Source organism: Ferrovibrio sp. (assembly GCF_035304305.1).
Classification (GTDB): Bacteria; Pseudomonadota; Alphaproteobacteria; order Ferrovibrionales; family Ferrovibrionaceae; genus Ferrovibrio.
This window is the reverse complement of the sequence record NZ_DATGQG010000150.1, coordinates 13,660-28,862: the sequence shown is the minus strand read 5'-3', so window position 1 is coordinate 28,862 and position 15,203 is coordinate 13,660. Positions and strand designations below refer to the sequence as shown.

The following is a 15,203-nucleotide window of genomic DNA, read 5'->3' as shown; positions in this document are numbered from 1 at the left end:
TGTCCTGCTCGATCTGGTCCACCAGGATCACCGAATTGCGCATGATCATGCCGGCCAGCGCGATGGCGCCCAGCATGGCGACGAAGCCGAACGGAACGTTGAAAACCAGCAGGCCGAGAGTGACGCCGATCAGCCCCAGCGGCGCCGTGAGCAGCACCAGCAGCATGCGCGAAACCGAATGCAGCTGGACCATCAGCAGCGTCACCATGATGGCGATCATGACCGGCACCACGGCGCCGATGGAGGCATTGGCCTTGCCGCTCTCCTCGATCGCGCCACCCATGGTGATGCGATAGCCCGGCGCCAGCTGCTTCCGCAGCGCGTCCAGCTTCGGATCGATCTGCTTCGATACCACCGGCGCCTGGATGCCGTCGACGATATCGGCGCGCACGGTGATCACCGGCTGGCGGTCACGGCGCCAGATGATGCCTTCCTCGAGGCCGTAGCCGATCTCGGCGACCTGGCCGAGCGGGACCGCGCGGGTGCTTTCCGCGCCGGCGACATTGATGTCCTTGATGCCGGTCAGGCTGAGCCGCTCCTCTTTCTGGGCGCGGGCCACCACGTCGATCAGTTCACGGCCTTCACGATACTGCGTGACCGTTATCCCCGAGAGGATGGAATTCAGCGTGGTCGCCAGATCCTGCGAGGAGATTCCGAGCAGCCGCGCTTTGGCCTGGTCAACATCCAGCTTCACGACCTTGGTCAGCTCGTTCCAATCCAGATTCACGTCCCGTGTACTGGGATTCTCGCGCATCACGTCGGCGACCTGGAAAGCAATGCGGCGGACTTCCATGGGGTCGGGGCCGCTGACGCGGAACTGCACGGGAAAACCCACCGGCGGGCCGTTCTCCAACCGGTTCACGCGGCCGCGCAGCAGCGTGAAATCCTCCTGGAAAGCCGTGATCAGCCTGTCGCGCACCCGTTCGCGTTCGGCATCGCCCCTGGTCAGCACGACGACCTGGGCGAAATTGTCGTTGGGCAGCTGGATATCCAGCGGCAGATAGAAGCGCGGCGCGCCGCTGCCGATGTAGGACGTGTAGTTCACGATATCCGGATCGTCCTGCAGCAGCGCCTCGAATTTCAGTGCCTCCTTCTCGGTTGCCGCGATGGAGGCGCCCTGCGGCAGCCGCAGGTCGACCAGCAGTTCCGGCCGGTTGGAGGCCGGAAAAAACTGCTGCTGCACCAGGCCGAAACCGGCTGCGCTCAGAACGAAAAGACCGATGGTTGCGGCGATGACGATCCAGCGCCGCCGGACGCACCAGTCGACCACCGGCCGGACATACCGGTAGATGCCGCGGTGATAGACATCCGTGTCATGGCCCAGGCCGTGCTTCGGCGTGGGCAGCAGGCGGTACCCGATGAAGGGCGTGAAGATCACCGCCACCACCCATGAAACCAGCAGCGCGATCGTGACCACGGCGAAGATCGAGAAAGTGTATTCGCCGGCCGAGGACTTGGCGAAACCGACCGGGATGAAGCCGGCCGCGGTGATCAGGGTGCCGGTCAGCATCGGGAAGGCCGTGGAGGTGTACGCAAAGCTGGCGGCGCGGAACCGGTCGAAGCCCTGCTCCATCTTCACCTGCATCATCTCGACCGCGATGATCGCGTCGTCGACCAGCAGGCCCAGCGCGATGATCAGCGCGCCAAGCGAGATACGGTGGAAATCGATGCCAAAGATCTGCATGCACACGAAGGTGATCGCCAGCACCAGCGGGATGCAGAGCATCACCACGACGCCGCTGCGGAGTCCGAGGCTCAGAAAGCTGACGCCCAGCACGATCACCACGGCTTCGAGCAGCACTTTCATGAATTCCGAAATCGAGCGCTGCACGACTTCGGGCTGGTTGGCGACCCGGTGCATCTCGATGCCGATCGGCATGTCGGCCTGGATCCGGGTCATGGCCGCGTCCAGCGCCTTGCCCAGTTCGATCATGTTGCCGCCCTTGGCCATCGACACGGCAAGCCCGATGGCATTCTCGCCGTTGAAGCGGAAGCGTGGCGCCGGCGGGTCGGCATAGTCACGTCTGATCTCGGCGATGTCGCCCAGCCTCAGCAGGCGGCCGTTGGCCTGGATCGACAGTTCCTGCAGGGCGCGGGCGGTCTCGATGTCGCCGCTGACACGGGTGGCGATGCGGTCGGACGCCGTCTGCACCACGCCGGACGGCGTCTGGGCATTCTGCTGCTGGATAACATCCAGGATCTGCTGCGGACTGACGCCCAGATTGGCCAGCTTCTTGTTCGAGAATTCGATGTAGATGCGCTCGGGCTGCACGCCGAGCAGATCGGCCTTGCCGACATTCGGGATGCGCAGCAGCTCCTCGCGCACATCCTCGACATAATCCTTGAGCTCGCGATGGCTGAAGCCGTCGGCGGTGAAGGCGTAGATCGTTCCGAAGGTATCGCCGAACTCATCGTTGAAGAACGGCCCCTGCACACCGGCCGGCAGGGTGGCGCGCATGTCGCTGACCTTCTTGCGAACCTCGTACCAGATATCGGGGACCGCCTTGGGCGGCGTGCTGTCGCGCAGCATGACGAAGATGGTCGACTCCGCCGGCTTGGAATAGCTGCGGACATGGTCGAGATACGGCGTCTCCTGCAGCTTCTTCTCGATCTTGTCGGTGACCTGCTGTTCGACCTCGCGCGCGGTCGCACCGGGCCAGTTGGCGCGCACCACCATGACCTTGAAGGTGAAATCGGGATCCTCGGCGCGCCCCAGCTGGATGTAGGACATGGCGCCGGCCGCCAGCAGCAGCACCATCAGAAAGCCGATCAGCGACTGGTGACGCAGTGCCCAGGCCGAGAGATTGAAGCGGCCGATGCCGCCGCCGGAGGCCTGCTCCGGCGCGGTGGTGTCGGTCACGAATTCGCTCCCGCCGCCACGTCCGCCAGCAGCCGCACGGCCTGGCCGGGAACGAGTTTATGCACGCCGGCGGTGACGACCTTCTCGCCCGGCTTCAGCCCGGCCGCGATCAGCACCGCGTGCTCGACATAGGCGGCCACCTGCACGGGACGCAGTTCGACGGTTCCCTGCGCCTCGTCGCCGCTGAAAATCCAGACGGCCGGCTGGTCGCCCTTCTGGTACAGCGCCGACAGCGGCAGGGCCACGACGCTTTCGCCCGAGCGCTGCACGATGGTCACGGTCGCGGTCATGCCCAGCCGCATCGTGGAGGGGGCATCCTGCACAGAGACCTTCACGGCATAGGTGCGCGTCACCGGGTCGGCGCCGGGGGCGATCTCCCGCACCACGCCGGCATATTCCCTGTCCGGCTGGGCCCAGAGGCTGATCGCGATGCCGGTGGCATGGCGCAGTTCGTCCAGCCGGTTCTCGGCGACGTTGAACACGACTTCCTTTTCCTCGGGCCGGGCCAGCTTCATGACCGTCTGGCCCGCCGCGACCACCTGGCCTGCCTCGATGCCGATGGCGGTGATGACCCCGTCGGCATCAGCATGCAGCTCGGTGTAGTCCATCTGGTTCTGCGCCACGCGGAGCTGCGAGCGCGCGGCCTCGAGCTGCGCCTCGGCCGTGTTGAAGGTGTTCTGGCGGCGGTCGAGTTCGGCCTGGCTCACCACCTTGCCGTCGAACAGCTTGCGATAGCGATCGAGTTCGATCTTCGCCTGATTGTAATTGGCCTGCGCGGCGCTGACCTGTGCGCGGGCATTCTGGATCGCAAGCCGCGTATCCTCGGGGTCGAGGCGGGCGAGCAGCGTGCCCTTTTTCACCTCCGATCCGATTTCGACATAGCGCGCGACGATCTTGCCGCCGACGCGGAAGGCCAGATTCGTCTCGTAGCGGGCGCGGACCTCGCCGGTATAGCTGGAGCGGGCCTCGAAGACCTCCGGGGTCACCGTGGCGACGCGGACGGGACGGATCGGTTCGGGCGGCGGAGCGGCGGCGTCGCAGGCCGCCAGCATGATGCCGATCAGACCGGGAGCGATCGCTTTCAGAAAGAATGCGCGTGCAGCCATTGCCTGCCCCTCATACGGCGGCCGGCGGAGCTGGACTGAGATCCCCCCGATGGCCGCTACCCGTCTTTACCCCTGTCCGGCTTCCGCTCTGCGGCGGCTTGTTCCGGCTTCAGCAGCCCCTGCATGGCGCGCTCCAGGACCCAGATCCGGATGGCGCTCGACAGGTTGCCCGTCCGTGCGGCATCGATGTCGCTGACCATCTCGGTGATGGTCTTGCCCTCGGCGGACGCCAGCCGCACCAGCGCGTCCCAGAATGCGGATTCCAGGGAAATGCTGGTCCGGTGACCGCCGACCATGACGGAGCGTTTCTTCACCGTCATGGACATCGGTTACCTGCGCGGCCGGGCGGGCCGCCGGGTCGGGTGCTTAGCATCGGCGCGGAAAGGCGCCAAGCGGCGCCCGGCGGCGGCGTGACGGCCGTCACCGGTTACCGTCAAGAAAGCTCGGCGCAGAATTCCTGGATCCGCGCGCAGGCATCCTTCAGCGCCTCGGTTGACGTAGCGTAAGAGATGCGGAAATGCGGGCTGAGGCCGAAGGCTTCGCCGAACACCACGGCGACGCCTTTCTCTTCCAGCAGCGCGTTGCAGAAATCCTGGTCGTTGCCGATCTTCACGCCGCCCTTCGAAGTCTTGCCGATCGTGCCGGCGCAGCTCGGATAGACGTAGAAGGCGCCTTCCGGCTTCGGGCAGTGGATGCCCTTGGCTTCGTTCAGCATGCTGACGACCAGATCGCGGCGCTGCTTGAACACCTGGTTGTTCTTCGGAATGAAGTCCTGCGGGCCGTTCAGCGCCTCGACCGCGGCGGCCTGGCTGATCGACGACGGGTTCGAGGTCGACTGCGACTGCAGGTTCGCCATCGCCTTGATCAGCTGCACCGGGCCGCCGGCATAGCCGATGCGCCAGCCGGTCATGCAATAGGCCTTCGACACGCCGTTCATGGTCAGCGTGCGCTCGTAGAGGGCGGGCTCGACCTGGGCCGGCGTGGTGAAAACGAAATTGTCGTAGACGAGATGCTCGTACATGTCGTCCGTGAGGATCCAGACATGCGGATGTCGCACCAGCACGTCGGTCAGCGCCTTCAGCTCGTCGCGCGTGTAGGCGGCGCCCGACGGATTGGACGGCGAGTTCAGGATCAGCCACTTGGTCTTCGGCGTGATCGCCTTCTCGAGCGTCTCGGCCCGCAGCTTGAAGCCGTCTTCCGCCTTGCCGGTGACGAAAACGGGTGTGCCGCCGGCGAAATTCACGATATCGGGATAGCTGACCCAGTAGGGCGCCGGGATGATCACCTCATCGCCCGGATTCACCGTGGCCAGCAGGGCGTTGAACAGCACCTGCTTGCCGCCGGTGCCCACGCTGATCTGCTCGGGCTTGTAGTCCAGACCGTTCTCGCGCTTGAACTTGGCAATGATGGCCTGCTTCAGCGCCGGCGTGCCGTCCACATCGGTGTAGCGGGTCTCGCCACGGTCGATCGCCGCCTTGGCGGCCTCGCGGATATTGGCCGGGGTCTCGAAATCCGGCTCGCCGGCGCCCAGCCCGATCACGTCGCGGCCCGCGGCCTTCAATGCCCGCGCTTTCTGGGTCGCGGCAATCGTGGCGGACGGCTTGATGCGGCTCAGGGCATCGGACAGGAACGGCATGGGGGTTGCGACTCCGGCGCGGTTGGATGGGGAGAAAAAGCGGCCGAACCATACGTCCGCCCCTGCCGCAACGCAACGCCGTATGCCTGCGGATTCCGCCCCGTCTGGCGCAATACCGGGCAGGATGACTGCCAATCAGGCATTGTCACCGTCGCCGGAGGGACAATCCACCGTCTGGCGGCGCTCTGGCGTGGTCCCGGAATTGCATGAAGGCGGTCCTGGGCCTGCATGCGATTCGCCCTTGGCGGGTGCGCGGACCGCGGCATAGACTGCGCGACCATCGCCGAAAACGACTCGCATAACGGCCGATTCACGCTTACGGGGAGACTCCATCCGATGACTTTCGCACGCAGTTTCAGCCCTGCCGTTGCCGGCCTTGCGCTGGCTCTCGGCCTGGGCGCAGCCGGCACCGCCGACGCGCAGACCAAGCTCAAGTTCACCCTGGACTGGGCGTTCCAGGGGCCGACCTCGGCTTTCCTGCTGGCGGAGCAGAAGGGCTATTACAAGGCCGAGGGCATCGACATCACCATCGATGCCGGCCAGGGCTCGGCCGGCGCGCTGCAGCGCGTCGCCACCGGCGCCTACGAGATGGGGTACGCCGACATCAATGCGCTGATCGAGTACAATGTGAAGAACCCGGACGGCCAGGTGAAGGCCGTGATGATGGGTTACGACATCGCACCCTTCGGCGTCTATGCGCTGAAATCCTCGGGCATCAAGACGCCGAAGGATCTTGAGGGCAAGAAGCTCGGCGCGCCGGTCTTCGACGCCTCTTTCAAGCTGTTCCCCGCCTATGCCGCCAAGGTCGGCATCGACCGGTCGAAAATCACCCATATCAATCTGCAGCCGCCGCTGCGCGAACCCAGCCTGAAGAACGGCAGCGTCGATTTCATCAGCGGCCACTATTTCTCCTCCATCCTCGATCTGGAGAAGATCGGCGTGAAGGAGAGCGAAGTCATGGCCTTCCCCTACGGTGATGCCGGCATGGACTTCTACGGCAACGCGGTGATTGCCTCGCCGAAATTCATCAGGGAAAACCCCAATGCCGTGAAGGCCGTCGTCAAGGCCACCGTCAAGGCCTGGCGCGAGATCGCGGCCAATCCGGATATCGGCATCAAGGCGACCAAGACCCGTGACGGGCTGATCGACGAAGCGCTGGAAATGCGCCGCCTGAAGCTGTCGCTTGAGCGCAACGTGCTGACCAAGTGGGTCAAGGAAAACGGCTTCGGCGGCGTCGACATGGCCCGTCTGCAGCGCTCCTCCGACGCGGTCGCCCAGGCCGTCGGCCTGCCCCGCGCACCCAAGGCGGACGAGCTGTTCGACGGCAGCTTCCTGCCGCCGAAGTCAGAACGCATGATGCCGTGATCGGCCGCTGAAAAGCTGCTAGAGTGAGAACGGCGGGCCTGCCCCGCCGTTTTTCTTTTCTGTTGTCGCCATACAAAAAGACCATGTCCGCCTCCCCCTCCCCTGCCGCGCCTGACCGCACGGACTGGATCGCTGTTGCCGCCGTCATTTCGGCGGGCGTGCTGGTCTCGATACAGGTCGGCAAGCTGCCGCCGCTGCTCAGCCAGCTCCGCGCCGAGTTCGACATGGGCCTGGTTCTGGGTGGCCTGCTGGCCTCCTCCTTCATGCTGATCGGCGCCGCCATCGGCATCCTCGCCGGCTTCGCTTCCGACCGCATCGGCAACCGCCGCGCGCTGGTTCTCGGCGTCGGCATCACCGCTGTGGGCTGCGTCGCCGGCGCGCTGGCGACGACCACCGCGATGCTGCTCGCCGCCCGCCTCGTCGAAGGGCTCGGCTTCGTGCTGACCGTCGTCGGCGGCCCGAGCCTGCTCACCGCCCTGACGCGGCCGGACCAGCGGCAGCTCGCCCTGGGCTTCTGGAGCACCTACATGCCCCTCGGCGTCACGCTCGGCATGCTGGGCGCGCTGGCGGTGGATCGCCTGTTCGACTGGCGCGGCCTGTGGATTGCGCTCGGCATTCTGCTGCTCGGCTCGGCCATCGCCATCCGGCATCTCATCCGCAAGGCACAGCCTCCCGTCGCCCCCCGCCGCTTCCAGGCCGCGCCGCTGAAGCGACCTGGCCCCTGGCTGCTCGCCGCCTGCTTCGCCTGCTACACTACCCAGTGGTTCGCCATCGTGACCTGGATTCCGACCTATCTGCGCGAGGGCGGCGTGCGCGACGAATTGTGGATCGCACTGGGCGGCGCCCTGGTGGTCGCGATCAATGTGGTCGGCAACACATCCTCCGCCGCCCTGATGCATCGCGGCGTGCCGCGCTGGCTGATCATCGCCGCCATTCCGGTCGTCATGGGCCTGCTCGGCGTCCTGAGCTTCGGCAGCCAGATGCCGGTGACCGCGAAGGTCGCCTTCGCCATGGCCGCCTCGGGCATCGGCGGCATGCTGCCGGCCGCGGTACTGGCCAGCGTGCCGGTCCATGCCCGCGAGCCGAGCGAAATCGCCACCGTGAATGGCGTGGTGACGCAGCTTCTGAATGTAGGCTCCTTCTTCGGACCGCCGGCGCTGGCCGCCCTGGTCGCGCGTTTCGGCGGCTGGGATGACGGGCGCTGGCTGCTGCTGGCCGCCGGCCTGCTGGGCGGCGCGCTGGCACTGCTGCTGCGGCGCGTGGAGCTGCGGGGGACCGGCGCATGAAACTGAAACCCGATCGCGGCGACGCCTGGCTGCTGCTCACGGTCATCATCTGGGGCAACACCTTTCCGACGGCGAAATACGTCCTGACCGTTCTGCCGCCGACCGTCTATGCCTCGCTGCGCTATCTGCTCGCGGCAGTCACGCTGATGATCGTGCTGACCTGGCGCCAGGGTCTGGTCCTGCCGCGCCGCCAGGACTGCCTGCCGCTGATCGGCTTCGGCCTGCTCGGCATCACGGTGATGCAGCTGCTCTGGACCAACGCGCTCTCGCTCACCACGGCCTCCAAGGGCGCCATCCTCGTCGCGGTGTCGCCGATCTGGGCGATGCTGATCTCCAGCCTGCGCGGCCAGCGACCGGGTCTCCGTGCCTGGTGCGGCATAATTCTTTCGTTCGGCGGCGTGTTTCTCGTCATCAACAACAGCATCACGGAAATCCGCCTTGGCGGCGGCAGCCTGGTCGGCGACCTGCTGTTCCTGACCGTCGCCTTCTGCTGGGCCTGCTATTCGGTCTTCGCACCACCCTATCTCGCCCGCCTCGGCGCGCTCTATGTCTCGGCCTGGTCGATGCTGTTCGGCGCGCTGGCGCTCGCCCCCTTCATGCTGATCGGATTCGCCGAAGTCGAATGGCCGGCGATCGAGCTTTCGCACTGGGCGGCCTTCCTGTTCACCGCGATCCTGGCCGGGGCCCTCGGATATCTGCTGTGGTACGAGGGCATCGCGCGGCTCGGCGTCGCGCGCTCGGTGGTCTACTCCTACCTCATCCCGGTTTTCGCCCTGATCAGCGCCGTCGCCTTCCTCGGCGAGCAGGTCTCGCTGGTACAGCTGTTCGGCGCCGCAGTGGTGATCGCCGGACTGATTCTCACCCGCTCGGGCCTCAGATCATGACCGACCTCTATTTCGACGACCTGTATCCCGGCCAGCGCTTCGTGACGCCCGCCGTCACGATCAGCGAGACGCAGATCCTGGATTTCGCGCGGGTCTACGATCCGCAGCCCTTTCACATCGATGCCGTGGCGGCAACACAGACCGAATTCGGCGGCCTCATCGCCTCCGGCTTCCAGACGCTCTCGCTGTCCTTTTCACTGTTCTTCCGGCTGGGCATTTTCTCGGCCGCCAATCTAGGCTCGCCCGGCATGGAGGAAATCCGCTGGCTGAAGCCGCTTCGCCCCGGCGATACGATTCATGCGGAAGCCGAGGTGATCGCACTGAAAGCCTCGCAGTCGAAACCCGACCGCGGCATCGTCACCATGCGGCATGACAGTTTCAACCAGGACGGCGCGCTGATCCTGACCGCGAACTGCCTGCACCGCCTGAAGCGGCGGGTCTAGCTCTCGGCGACGATGCAGACGCCCGGGCCACCGGGCAGCGTAACGGGCTCGACAGCCAGCACGACCAGTCCTTCCGCCTTCGCCATGTCGCGCAGCTGCTCGGGATCGAGAGAAGCCGTCGGGACGACGGCGATGAACACACCGGCCAGCGCCAGGGCGATCTTCACGGCAGAGAAGAAGGCGGGGAGGTCGATCTCCCCGGGCCGCAGGTCGGCCGCCATGATCAGGTCGTAATGATCCGGCCGGCCTTCCAGGAAGGGCACGACGGCATCGCTGTCGCACTCGTCATAGATTCCTGCCTCGAAAGCGCGACGGCAGCGCACCGGATCGGGCGTCAGCATGTCGAGGTGCTGCGTCAGCCTGCGCAGTTCCGTCGCATGACGGCCCATGCAGCCGCCGATATCGATGCCCCAGGCCACTGCGAAATCGCCGCTGATCGCCTGCCGCGCCGCGGCGAGCACCAGATCGGCACCCGGCGCGTCGAGTTCGCCCAGCAGATCCTGCAGCGGCATTTCCGAGGCCGTGGCGGCCGCGGCCAGCACGCGGTCATGCCGCAGGGCAAAGACGAAGCCTTCGACCGGGCGGTTCTCCTCCTGCCGCAGCACGATCTCGCTCAGCTCCAGCAGGTCGAAACCGGCCTCCGCGGCGCGCTTGCGCAAATACGCCTCGCCGTGCTGGTAGCGGCCGGTCTTCGTCGCCTGATAGCGGCCGCCGGCGCCCTTCTCGACCGTGCCGACGAAAACACCATCCGGTCTGAGCGCGGTGCGCAGGGCGGTGAGGAACGGCTTGAGGTCGCCGAAATAGGACAGCACGTCGGCAGCCAGCGCGAGGTCGTAGGCTCCCTCGCGCCCGTTCAGGAAGGCGACGATCTCGCCGACCTGCAGGTCGTCGTAGCAGCCGCGCTGCCTCGCCTTCTCCACCATGCGCGGCGAAAGATCGACGCCGTCCAGCCGCACGACATCGGAGCGGATCTCCGGACCGAGCAGGCCCGTGCCACAGCCGAGATCGATGGCACGCTGCGCCTTCCGGCCGGCGCCAAGCGTCTGGCGCGCAAGCCCGGCAACGGCAGCCGGCGCCTTGTAGTCCAGCCACTGCGTCAGCTTCTCGTCGAAGCTGTCGGCAAAGGCGTCGAAGAGATTGGCGACATAGGCCGCGTCGGGCATGGCCGGCGCAGCACCCGAGAGCACGCCGACCATATGTGCCGCCTCGGCATGATCGGGCTTCAGCGCCAGCAGCCGGCGGAAGGTGACCAGTGCATCCGCGCGGCGGTCCAGCCGCAGCTGCAGCTTGGCGACGTTGTGCAGCAGGGATTCCGAATCCGGATGTTCGCGCAGGGCCTGTTCGCGCTTCGCCAGTTCGGCGGCAAGGCCTTCATTCAGGCGCAGCTGCGCCAGGGCGGAATGCACCGGATCGGCGGGCGCGGCGACATCGACCGGCACGGCGACGGGCTTCGCCGCTACCCCGCCCAGACCGAGCAGCATGTCGCTGACCGATGCAGGACGGCGCACTGCGGGCCGCACCGGCAGCTTGCCGCCTCCGGTCTTCTGCAGGCGCCGCCTGTCTTTCCGGTTCATCCGGCGCTCGGCGGGGCGCGATCAGCCGCGTTCCAGCGGCTTGTAGCGGATGCGGTGCGGCTGGTCGGCATCGGCACCGAGCCGCTTCTTCTTGTCCGCCTCGTAGTCCTGGAAATTGCCCTCGAACCACTCGACATGACTGTCGCCCTCGAAGGCCATGATATGCGTCGCGATGCGGTCGAGGAACCAGCGGTCGTGACTGATCACGATGGCGCAGCCGGCAAAGCCCAGCAGCGCCTCTTCCAGCGCGCGCAGCGTGTCGACATCGAGATCGTTGGTCGGTTCGTCGAGCAGCAGGACGTTGGCGCCCGATTTCAGCATCTTGGCCAGATGCAGCCGGTTGCGCTCGCCGCCGGACAGCATGCCGACCTTCTTCTGCTGGTCGGCGCCCTTGAAGTTGAACCAGGAGCAGTAGGCACGGCTCGGCACCTCGCGCTTGCCCAGCGTGATCATGTCGTTGCCGTCCGAGACCTCTTCCCAGACCGTCTTCTTGTCGTTGAGGCTTTCGCGGCTCTGGTCGACATAGCCGAGCTTCACGCTGTCGCCGATCCGCAGCTCGCCCTTGTCCGGCTTTTCGGCGCCGGTGAGCATGCGGAAAAGCGTCGTCTTGCCGGCGCCGTTCGGGCCGATGATGCCGACGATGCCGCCCGGCGGCAGCTTGAAGCTGAGATTGTCGATCAGCAGGCGGTCGCCGAATCCCTTGGTCAGGCCCTCGGCCTCGATCACCACATTGCCCAGGCGAGGGCCGGGGGGGATGGTGATCGACACCTGATCGGCCATCTTCTCGTTCTGCTCCTGCAGCAGTTCCTCGTAGGCCTTGAGGCGGGCCTTGGACTTGGCCTGGCGGGCACGCGGGCTCTGGCGCACCCATTCCAGCTCGCGCTGCAGGGTCTTGCGCTTTGCGTCCTCTTCCTTGCCTTCCTGCTCCAGCCGCTTTTCCTTCTGCTCCAGCCAGGAGGAGTAGTTGCCCTCCCAGGGAATGCCCGAGCCGCGGTCGAGCTCGAGAATCCAGCCGGCGACGTTGTCGAGGAAGTAGCGGTCGTGGGTGATCGCCACCACGGTGCCGGTGTATTCGTGCAGGTAGCGTTCCAGCCAGGCGACCGACTCCGCGTCCAGATGGTTGGTCGGCTCGTCCAGCAGCAGCATGTCGGGCTTCGACAGCAGCAGGCGGCAGAGCGCGACGCGACGCTTCTCGCCGCCCGACAGCTTGGTCACGTCGGCATCGCCGGGCGGGCAGCGCAGTGCATCCATGGCGATCTCGACATTGCGCTGGAGATCCCAGGCATTGGCGGCGTCGATCTTTTCCTGCAGCTCGGCCTGCTCGGCGATCAGCGCGTTCATCTCGTCGTCATCGGTGATCTCGGCGAACTTGGCCGAGACCTCCTCGAAGCGGTCGAGCAGGGCCTTGGTCTCGGCTACGCCGTCCATGACGTTGCCCAGCACGTCCTTGGAGGGATCGAGCTGCGGCTCCTGCGGCAGATAGCCGACCTTGACGCCTTCTGCGGCCCAGGCTTCGCCGGAGAATTCGGTGTCCAGACCGGCCATGATCCGGAGCAGGGTCGACTTGCCGGCGCCGTTCAGGCCCAGCACGCCGATCTTGGCGCCCGGCAGGAAGCTGAGCCAGATATCCTTGAGGACCTGCTTGCCCCCCGGATAGGTCTTGCTCAGACCCTTCATCACGTAAATATACTGGTACGCCGCCATATTACGCTCCGGCTTGAAAAATCAGGGAAAAGTTGGCCTGAGTTGTACCCAAACCGCTCCGGCGGCGCAACGCAGCGGGCCGGTCAGCCCAGCATCAGGGCCCGCACATGTGCGGCCGAGGCACTGGCCAGCGCGGACAGCGCATAGCCGCCCTCGAGCGCGGAAACGACCCGGCCCTGAGCGGTTTTCCGTGCCACGGCCAGAAGTTGCTCGGTCACCCAGTGGTAGTCATCGTCGGTCAGCTGCAACTGGGCCAGCGGATCGGCCCGATGGGCATCGAAACCGGCCGAAATCAGCAGCAGCTCCGGCGCGAAGGCTTCCAGCCGCGGCAGGAGGATATTCTCCACCGCCTCGCGGAACTCCGCCGATCCGGCGAAAGGCCGCAGCGGCAGGTTGACGACGTTGCCGGCCACGCCGTTCTCGTGACGCGCGCCGGTGCCGGGATAGAGCGGAAACTGGTGCGTGGAGGCATAAAAGAGGTCGGCATCGGCTTCGAAAACGGCCTGCGTGCCGTTGCCGTGATGCACGTCGAAATCCACCACCGCTATGCGCCGCAGCTTCCAGCGGTCGCGCGCATGCAGCGCCCCGACGGCCACGTTGTTGAACAGGCAGAAGCCCATCGCCTGGGCCGGCTCGGCATGATGGCCCGGCGGCCGTACGGCGCAGAAGGCGTTGCGCAGTTCGCCGGCCATCACGGCGTCGATGGCGGCGCAGACGGCACCGGCTGCCCGCAGGGCCGCTTCGCCCGATCCCGGCGAGACGATGGTGTCGCCGTCGACATAGCGCAGCCCCGATTCCGGAATCGCCTGCAGCATGCGCTCCACGAAGTCGCCGGGATGGACCCGGCTCAGCTGCTCGGCGGTGGCGCGTGGCGCTTCGCGGCGGTCGAGATATGCGAAATCCTCCGCCTCCAGTGCCGCCAGCACCGCCCGCAGCCTTTCCGCGCATTCCGGATGGCCTTCGCCCGTATCATGGGCGAAACAGGCCGAATGGGAGAACAGCCCCGTCACCATGATCCGGTTGGGCGCCTCCGAGGCCTGATCTGGATTGCAACCATTCCGCTCCTCCCGGTTTCCGGTCTGATACCGGGCGCAAAAATGCAGGACCTGGCGAGTTTGCACGTATACAATAGATCACGGGTTTGCCGGGTCCAGCAACGCCTCCGCACAAGGAGGCACACCAGACGACAATTCGGGGGGCAGTCGGATTCCACATGAAGCCATGGAGTCAGGTTATTGTAGTGGGCGTGATCGTCGCCACCGCGGCGGCCGCTTTTGTATTCCGTGACAGCCTTCCCTTCTTCGGCAGCCGGCAGGCGGGGGTTGCGACCCAGTCGGCCGGCGGGCCGCCGCCCCTGCCTGTCGAGACCGCCGCGGTCCGCCGCATGGATGTGGTCCGCACCGTGGATGCGGTGGGTACCGCACAGGCCAACGAGGCGGTGACCATCACGGCGAAGGCCAACGGCATCGTCGAGAAGATCAACTTCCATGAAGGCCAGCATGTGCGGGCCGGCACCGTGCTGGTCGAGCTGGAGGCGGGCGAGAGCAGCGCGCGGATCAACGAGCTTCGCGCCGCCCGCGACGCCGCCAAGCTGGCCTATGACCGGGCGGCGCAGCTGCTCGAGACGCGCAGCGTGGCCCGCGCCCGCGTCGACGAACTGGCCAAGGCCTACGAGGCCGCCGAGGCGCGGCTGAGCGCGGAACGCGCGCGGTTCTCCGACAGCGTGATCCGCGCCCCGTTCAGCGGCAAGCTGGGCCTGCGGCGCGTCAGCCTCGGCGCCCTGGTGCGCCCCGGCGATCCGATCACCACGCTGGACGATACCTCCACCATCAAGCTGGAATTCGACATTCCCGAAACCGTGCTGCCCGGCCTTGCCATCGGCAACACCGTGGCGGCGGTGGCCGGCGCCCTGCCGGGCCGCAAGTTCGAGGGCGTGGTCACCACGATCGACAGCCGCGTGGACCCCACCACCCGCTCGGTCCGCGTGCGCGCGGCGATTCCCAATCCGGACGACCTGATCAAGCCGGGCATGTTCATGGTGGTGTCACTCAGCGTCGGCACCGTGCGCGACGCGATCATGGTGCCCGAGGAAGCCCTGATCGCCCAGGGCGGCGAGCAGTTCGTGTTTGTCATCTCCGAGGGCAAGGCGACGCGCACGCGCGTGACCGTGGGCCAGCGCCTCCCCGGGCTGGCGCAGATCGTCAGCGGCCTGCGGCCTGACGACCGGGTCGCCGTCACCGGCCTGCAGCAGCTGCGCGACGGCATGCGCGTCCGGCCGGCGACTCCGCCGATGTCGGGGCAGCCGAACGTGCCGAAATCCGCCTCGTAGTCGCGCGGGACAGGGA

12 protein-coding genes are annotated in these 15,203 nt (G+C 66.5%); 5 read left to right on the top strand and 7 right to left on the bottom strand.

Annotation, left to right across the window (positions count from 1 at the left end; all coding sequences use genetic code 11):
* From VKZ87_RS16415 to VKZ87_RS16400, 4 genes are all read right to left on the bottom strand, one after another.
* Positions 1 to 2,860, bottom strand: a 2,860-nt coding sequence (locus VKZ87_RS16415) for an efflux RND transporter permease subunit (protein ID WP_324222346.1), incomplete at its 3' end; no start/stop codon positions are given.
* A complete protein-coding gene (locus tag VKZ87_RS16410) occupies positions 2,857 to 3,966 on the bottom strand; it encodes an efflux RND transporter periplasmic adaptor subunit (RefSeq protein ID WP_324222345.1) in 1,110 nt (369 codons plus the stop codon). The genes VKZ87_RS16410 and VKZ87_RS16415, both read right to left, overlap by 4 nt.
* A 56-nt stretch (positions 3,967 to 4,022) precedes the next feature.
* Positions 4,023 to 4,292: a ribbon-helix-helix domain-containing protein gene (locus VKZ87_RS16405; RefSeq protein ID WP_324222344.1), complete on the bottom strand. Its 270-nt coding sequence runs from the start codon at positions 4,290 to 4,292 to the stop codon at positions 4,023 to 4,025.
* Positions 4,293 to 4,399: 107 nt separating this feature from the next.
* Positions 4,400 to 5,602, bottom strand: coding sequence for a pyridoxal phosphate-dependent aminotransferase (locus tag VKZ87_RS16400; protein ID WP_324222343.1), 1,203 nt, complete (start codon positions 5,600 to 5,602; stop codon positions 4,400 to 4,402).
* Between the two features lie 336 nt (positions 5,603 to 5,938).
* On the opposite strand from VKZ87_RS16400, the gene VKZ87_RS16395 reads away from it, so the two are divergent.
* From VKZ87_RS16395 to VKZ87_RS16380, 4 genes are all read left to right on the top strand, one after another.
* Positions 5,939 to 6,967, top strand: coding sequence for an ABC transporter substrate-binding protein (locus VKZ87_RS16395; protein WP_324222342.1), 1,029 nt, complete (start codon positions 5,939 to 5,941; stop codon positions 6,965 to 6,967).
* Positions 6,968 to 7,050: 83 nt separating this feature from the next.
* A complete protein-coding gene (locus VKZ87_RS16390; protein WP_324222341.1) occupies positions 7,051 to 8,253 on the top strand; it encodes an MFS transporter in 1,203 nt (400 codons plus the stop codon).
* Positions 8,250 to 9,137 carry a DMT family transporter gene (locus VKZ87_RS16385; protein ID WP_324222340.1) on the top strand — a complete coding sequence of 296 codons (888 nt, stop codon included), beginning with the start codon at positions 8,250 to 8,252 and terminating at the stop codon, positions 9,135 to 9,137. The genes VKZ87_RS16390 and VKZ87_RS16385 overlap by 4 nt, the downstream gene beginning before the upstream one ends.
* A complete protein-coding gene (locus VKZ87_RS16380; protein WP_324222339.1) occupies positions 9,134 to 9,580 on the top strand; it encodes a MaoC family dehydratase in 447 nt (148 codons plus the stop codon). Before VKZ87_RS16385 ends, VKZ87_RS16380 begins: the two co-directional genes overlap by 4 nt.
* Here VKZ87_RS16380 and VKZ87_RS16375 read toward each other — a convergent pair.
* The 3 genes from VKZ87_RS16375 to VKZ87_RS16365 all read right to left on the bottom strand — a co-directional run bounded on the left by VKZ87_RS16375 (position 9,577) and on the right by VKZ87_RS16365 (position 13,871).
* A complete protein-coding gene (locus VKZ87_RS16375; protein WP_324222338.1) occupies positions 9,577 to 11,154 on the bottom strand; it encodes a methyltransferase in 1,578 nt (525 codons plus the stop codon). The genes VKZ87_RS16380 and VKZ87_RS16375 overlap by 4 nt on opposite strands.
* A 21-nt stretch (positions 11,155 to 11,175) precedes the next feature.
* On the bottom strand, positions 11,176 to 12,858 hold the full coding sequence (gene ettA / locus VKZ87_RS16370; RefSeq protein WP_324222337.1) for an energy-dependent translational throttle protein EttA: 1,683 nt from the start codon (positions 12,856 to 12,858) through the stop codon (positions 11,176 to 11,178).
* Between the two features lie 83 nt (positions 12,859 to 12,941).
* Positions 12,942 to 13,871, bottom strand: coding sequence for a histone deacetylase family protein (locus VKZ87_RS16365; protein ID WP_324222336.1), 930 nt, complete (start codon positions 13,869 to 13,871; stop codon positions 12,942 to 12,944).
* Between the two features lie 200 nt (positions 13,872 to 14,071).
* Here VKZ87_RS16365 and VKZ87_RS16360 point away from each other — a divergent pair, with 200 nt between their 5' ends.
* Positions 14,072 to 15,187 (top strand): efflux RND transporter periplasmic adaptor subunit, encoded by a 1,116-nt coding sequence (locus VKZ87_RS16360; RefSeq protein WP_324222335.1) that lies wholly within the window; start codon positions 14,072 to 14,074, stop codon positions 15,185 to 15,187.
* Positions 15,188 to 15,203: the final 16 nt, after the last annotated feature.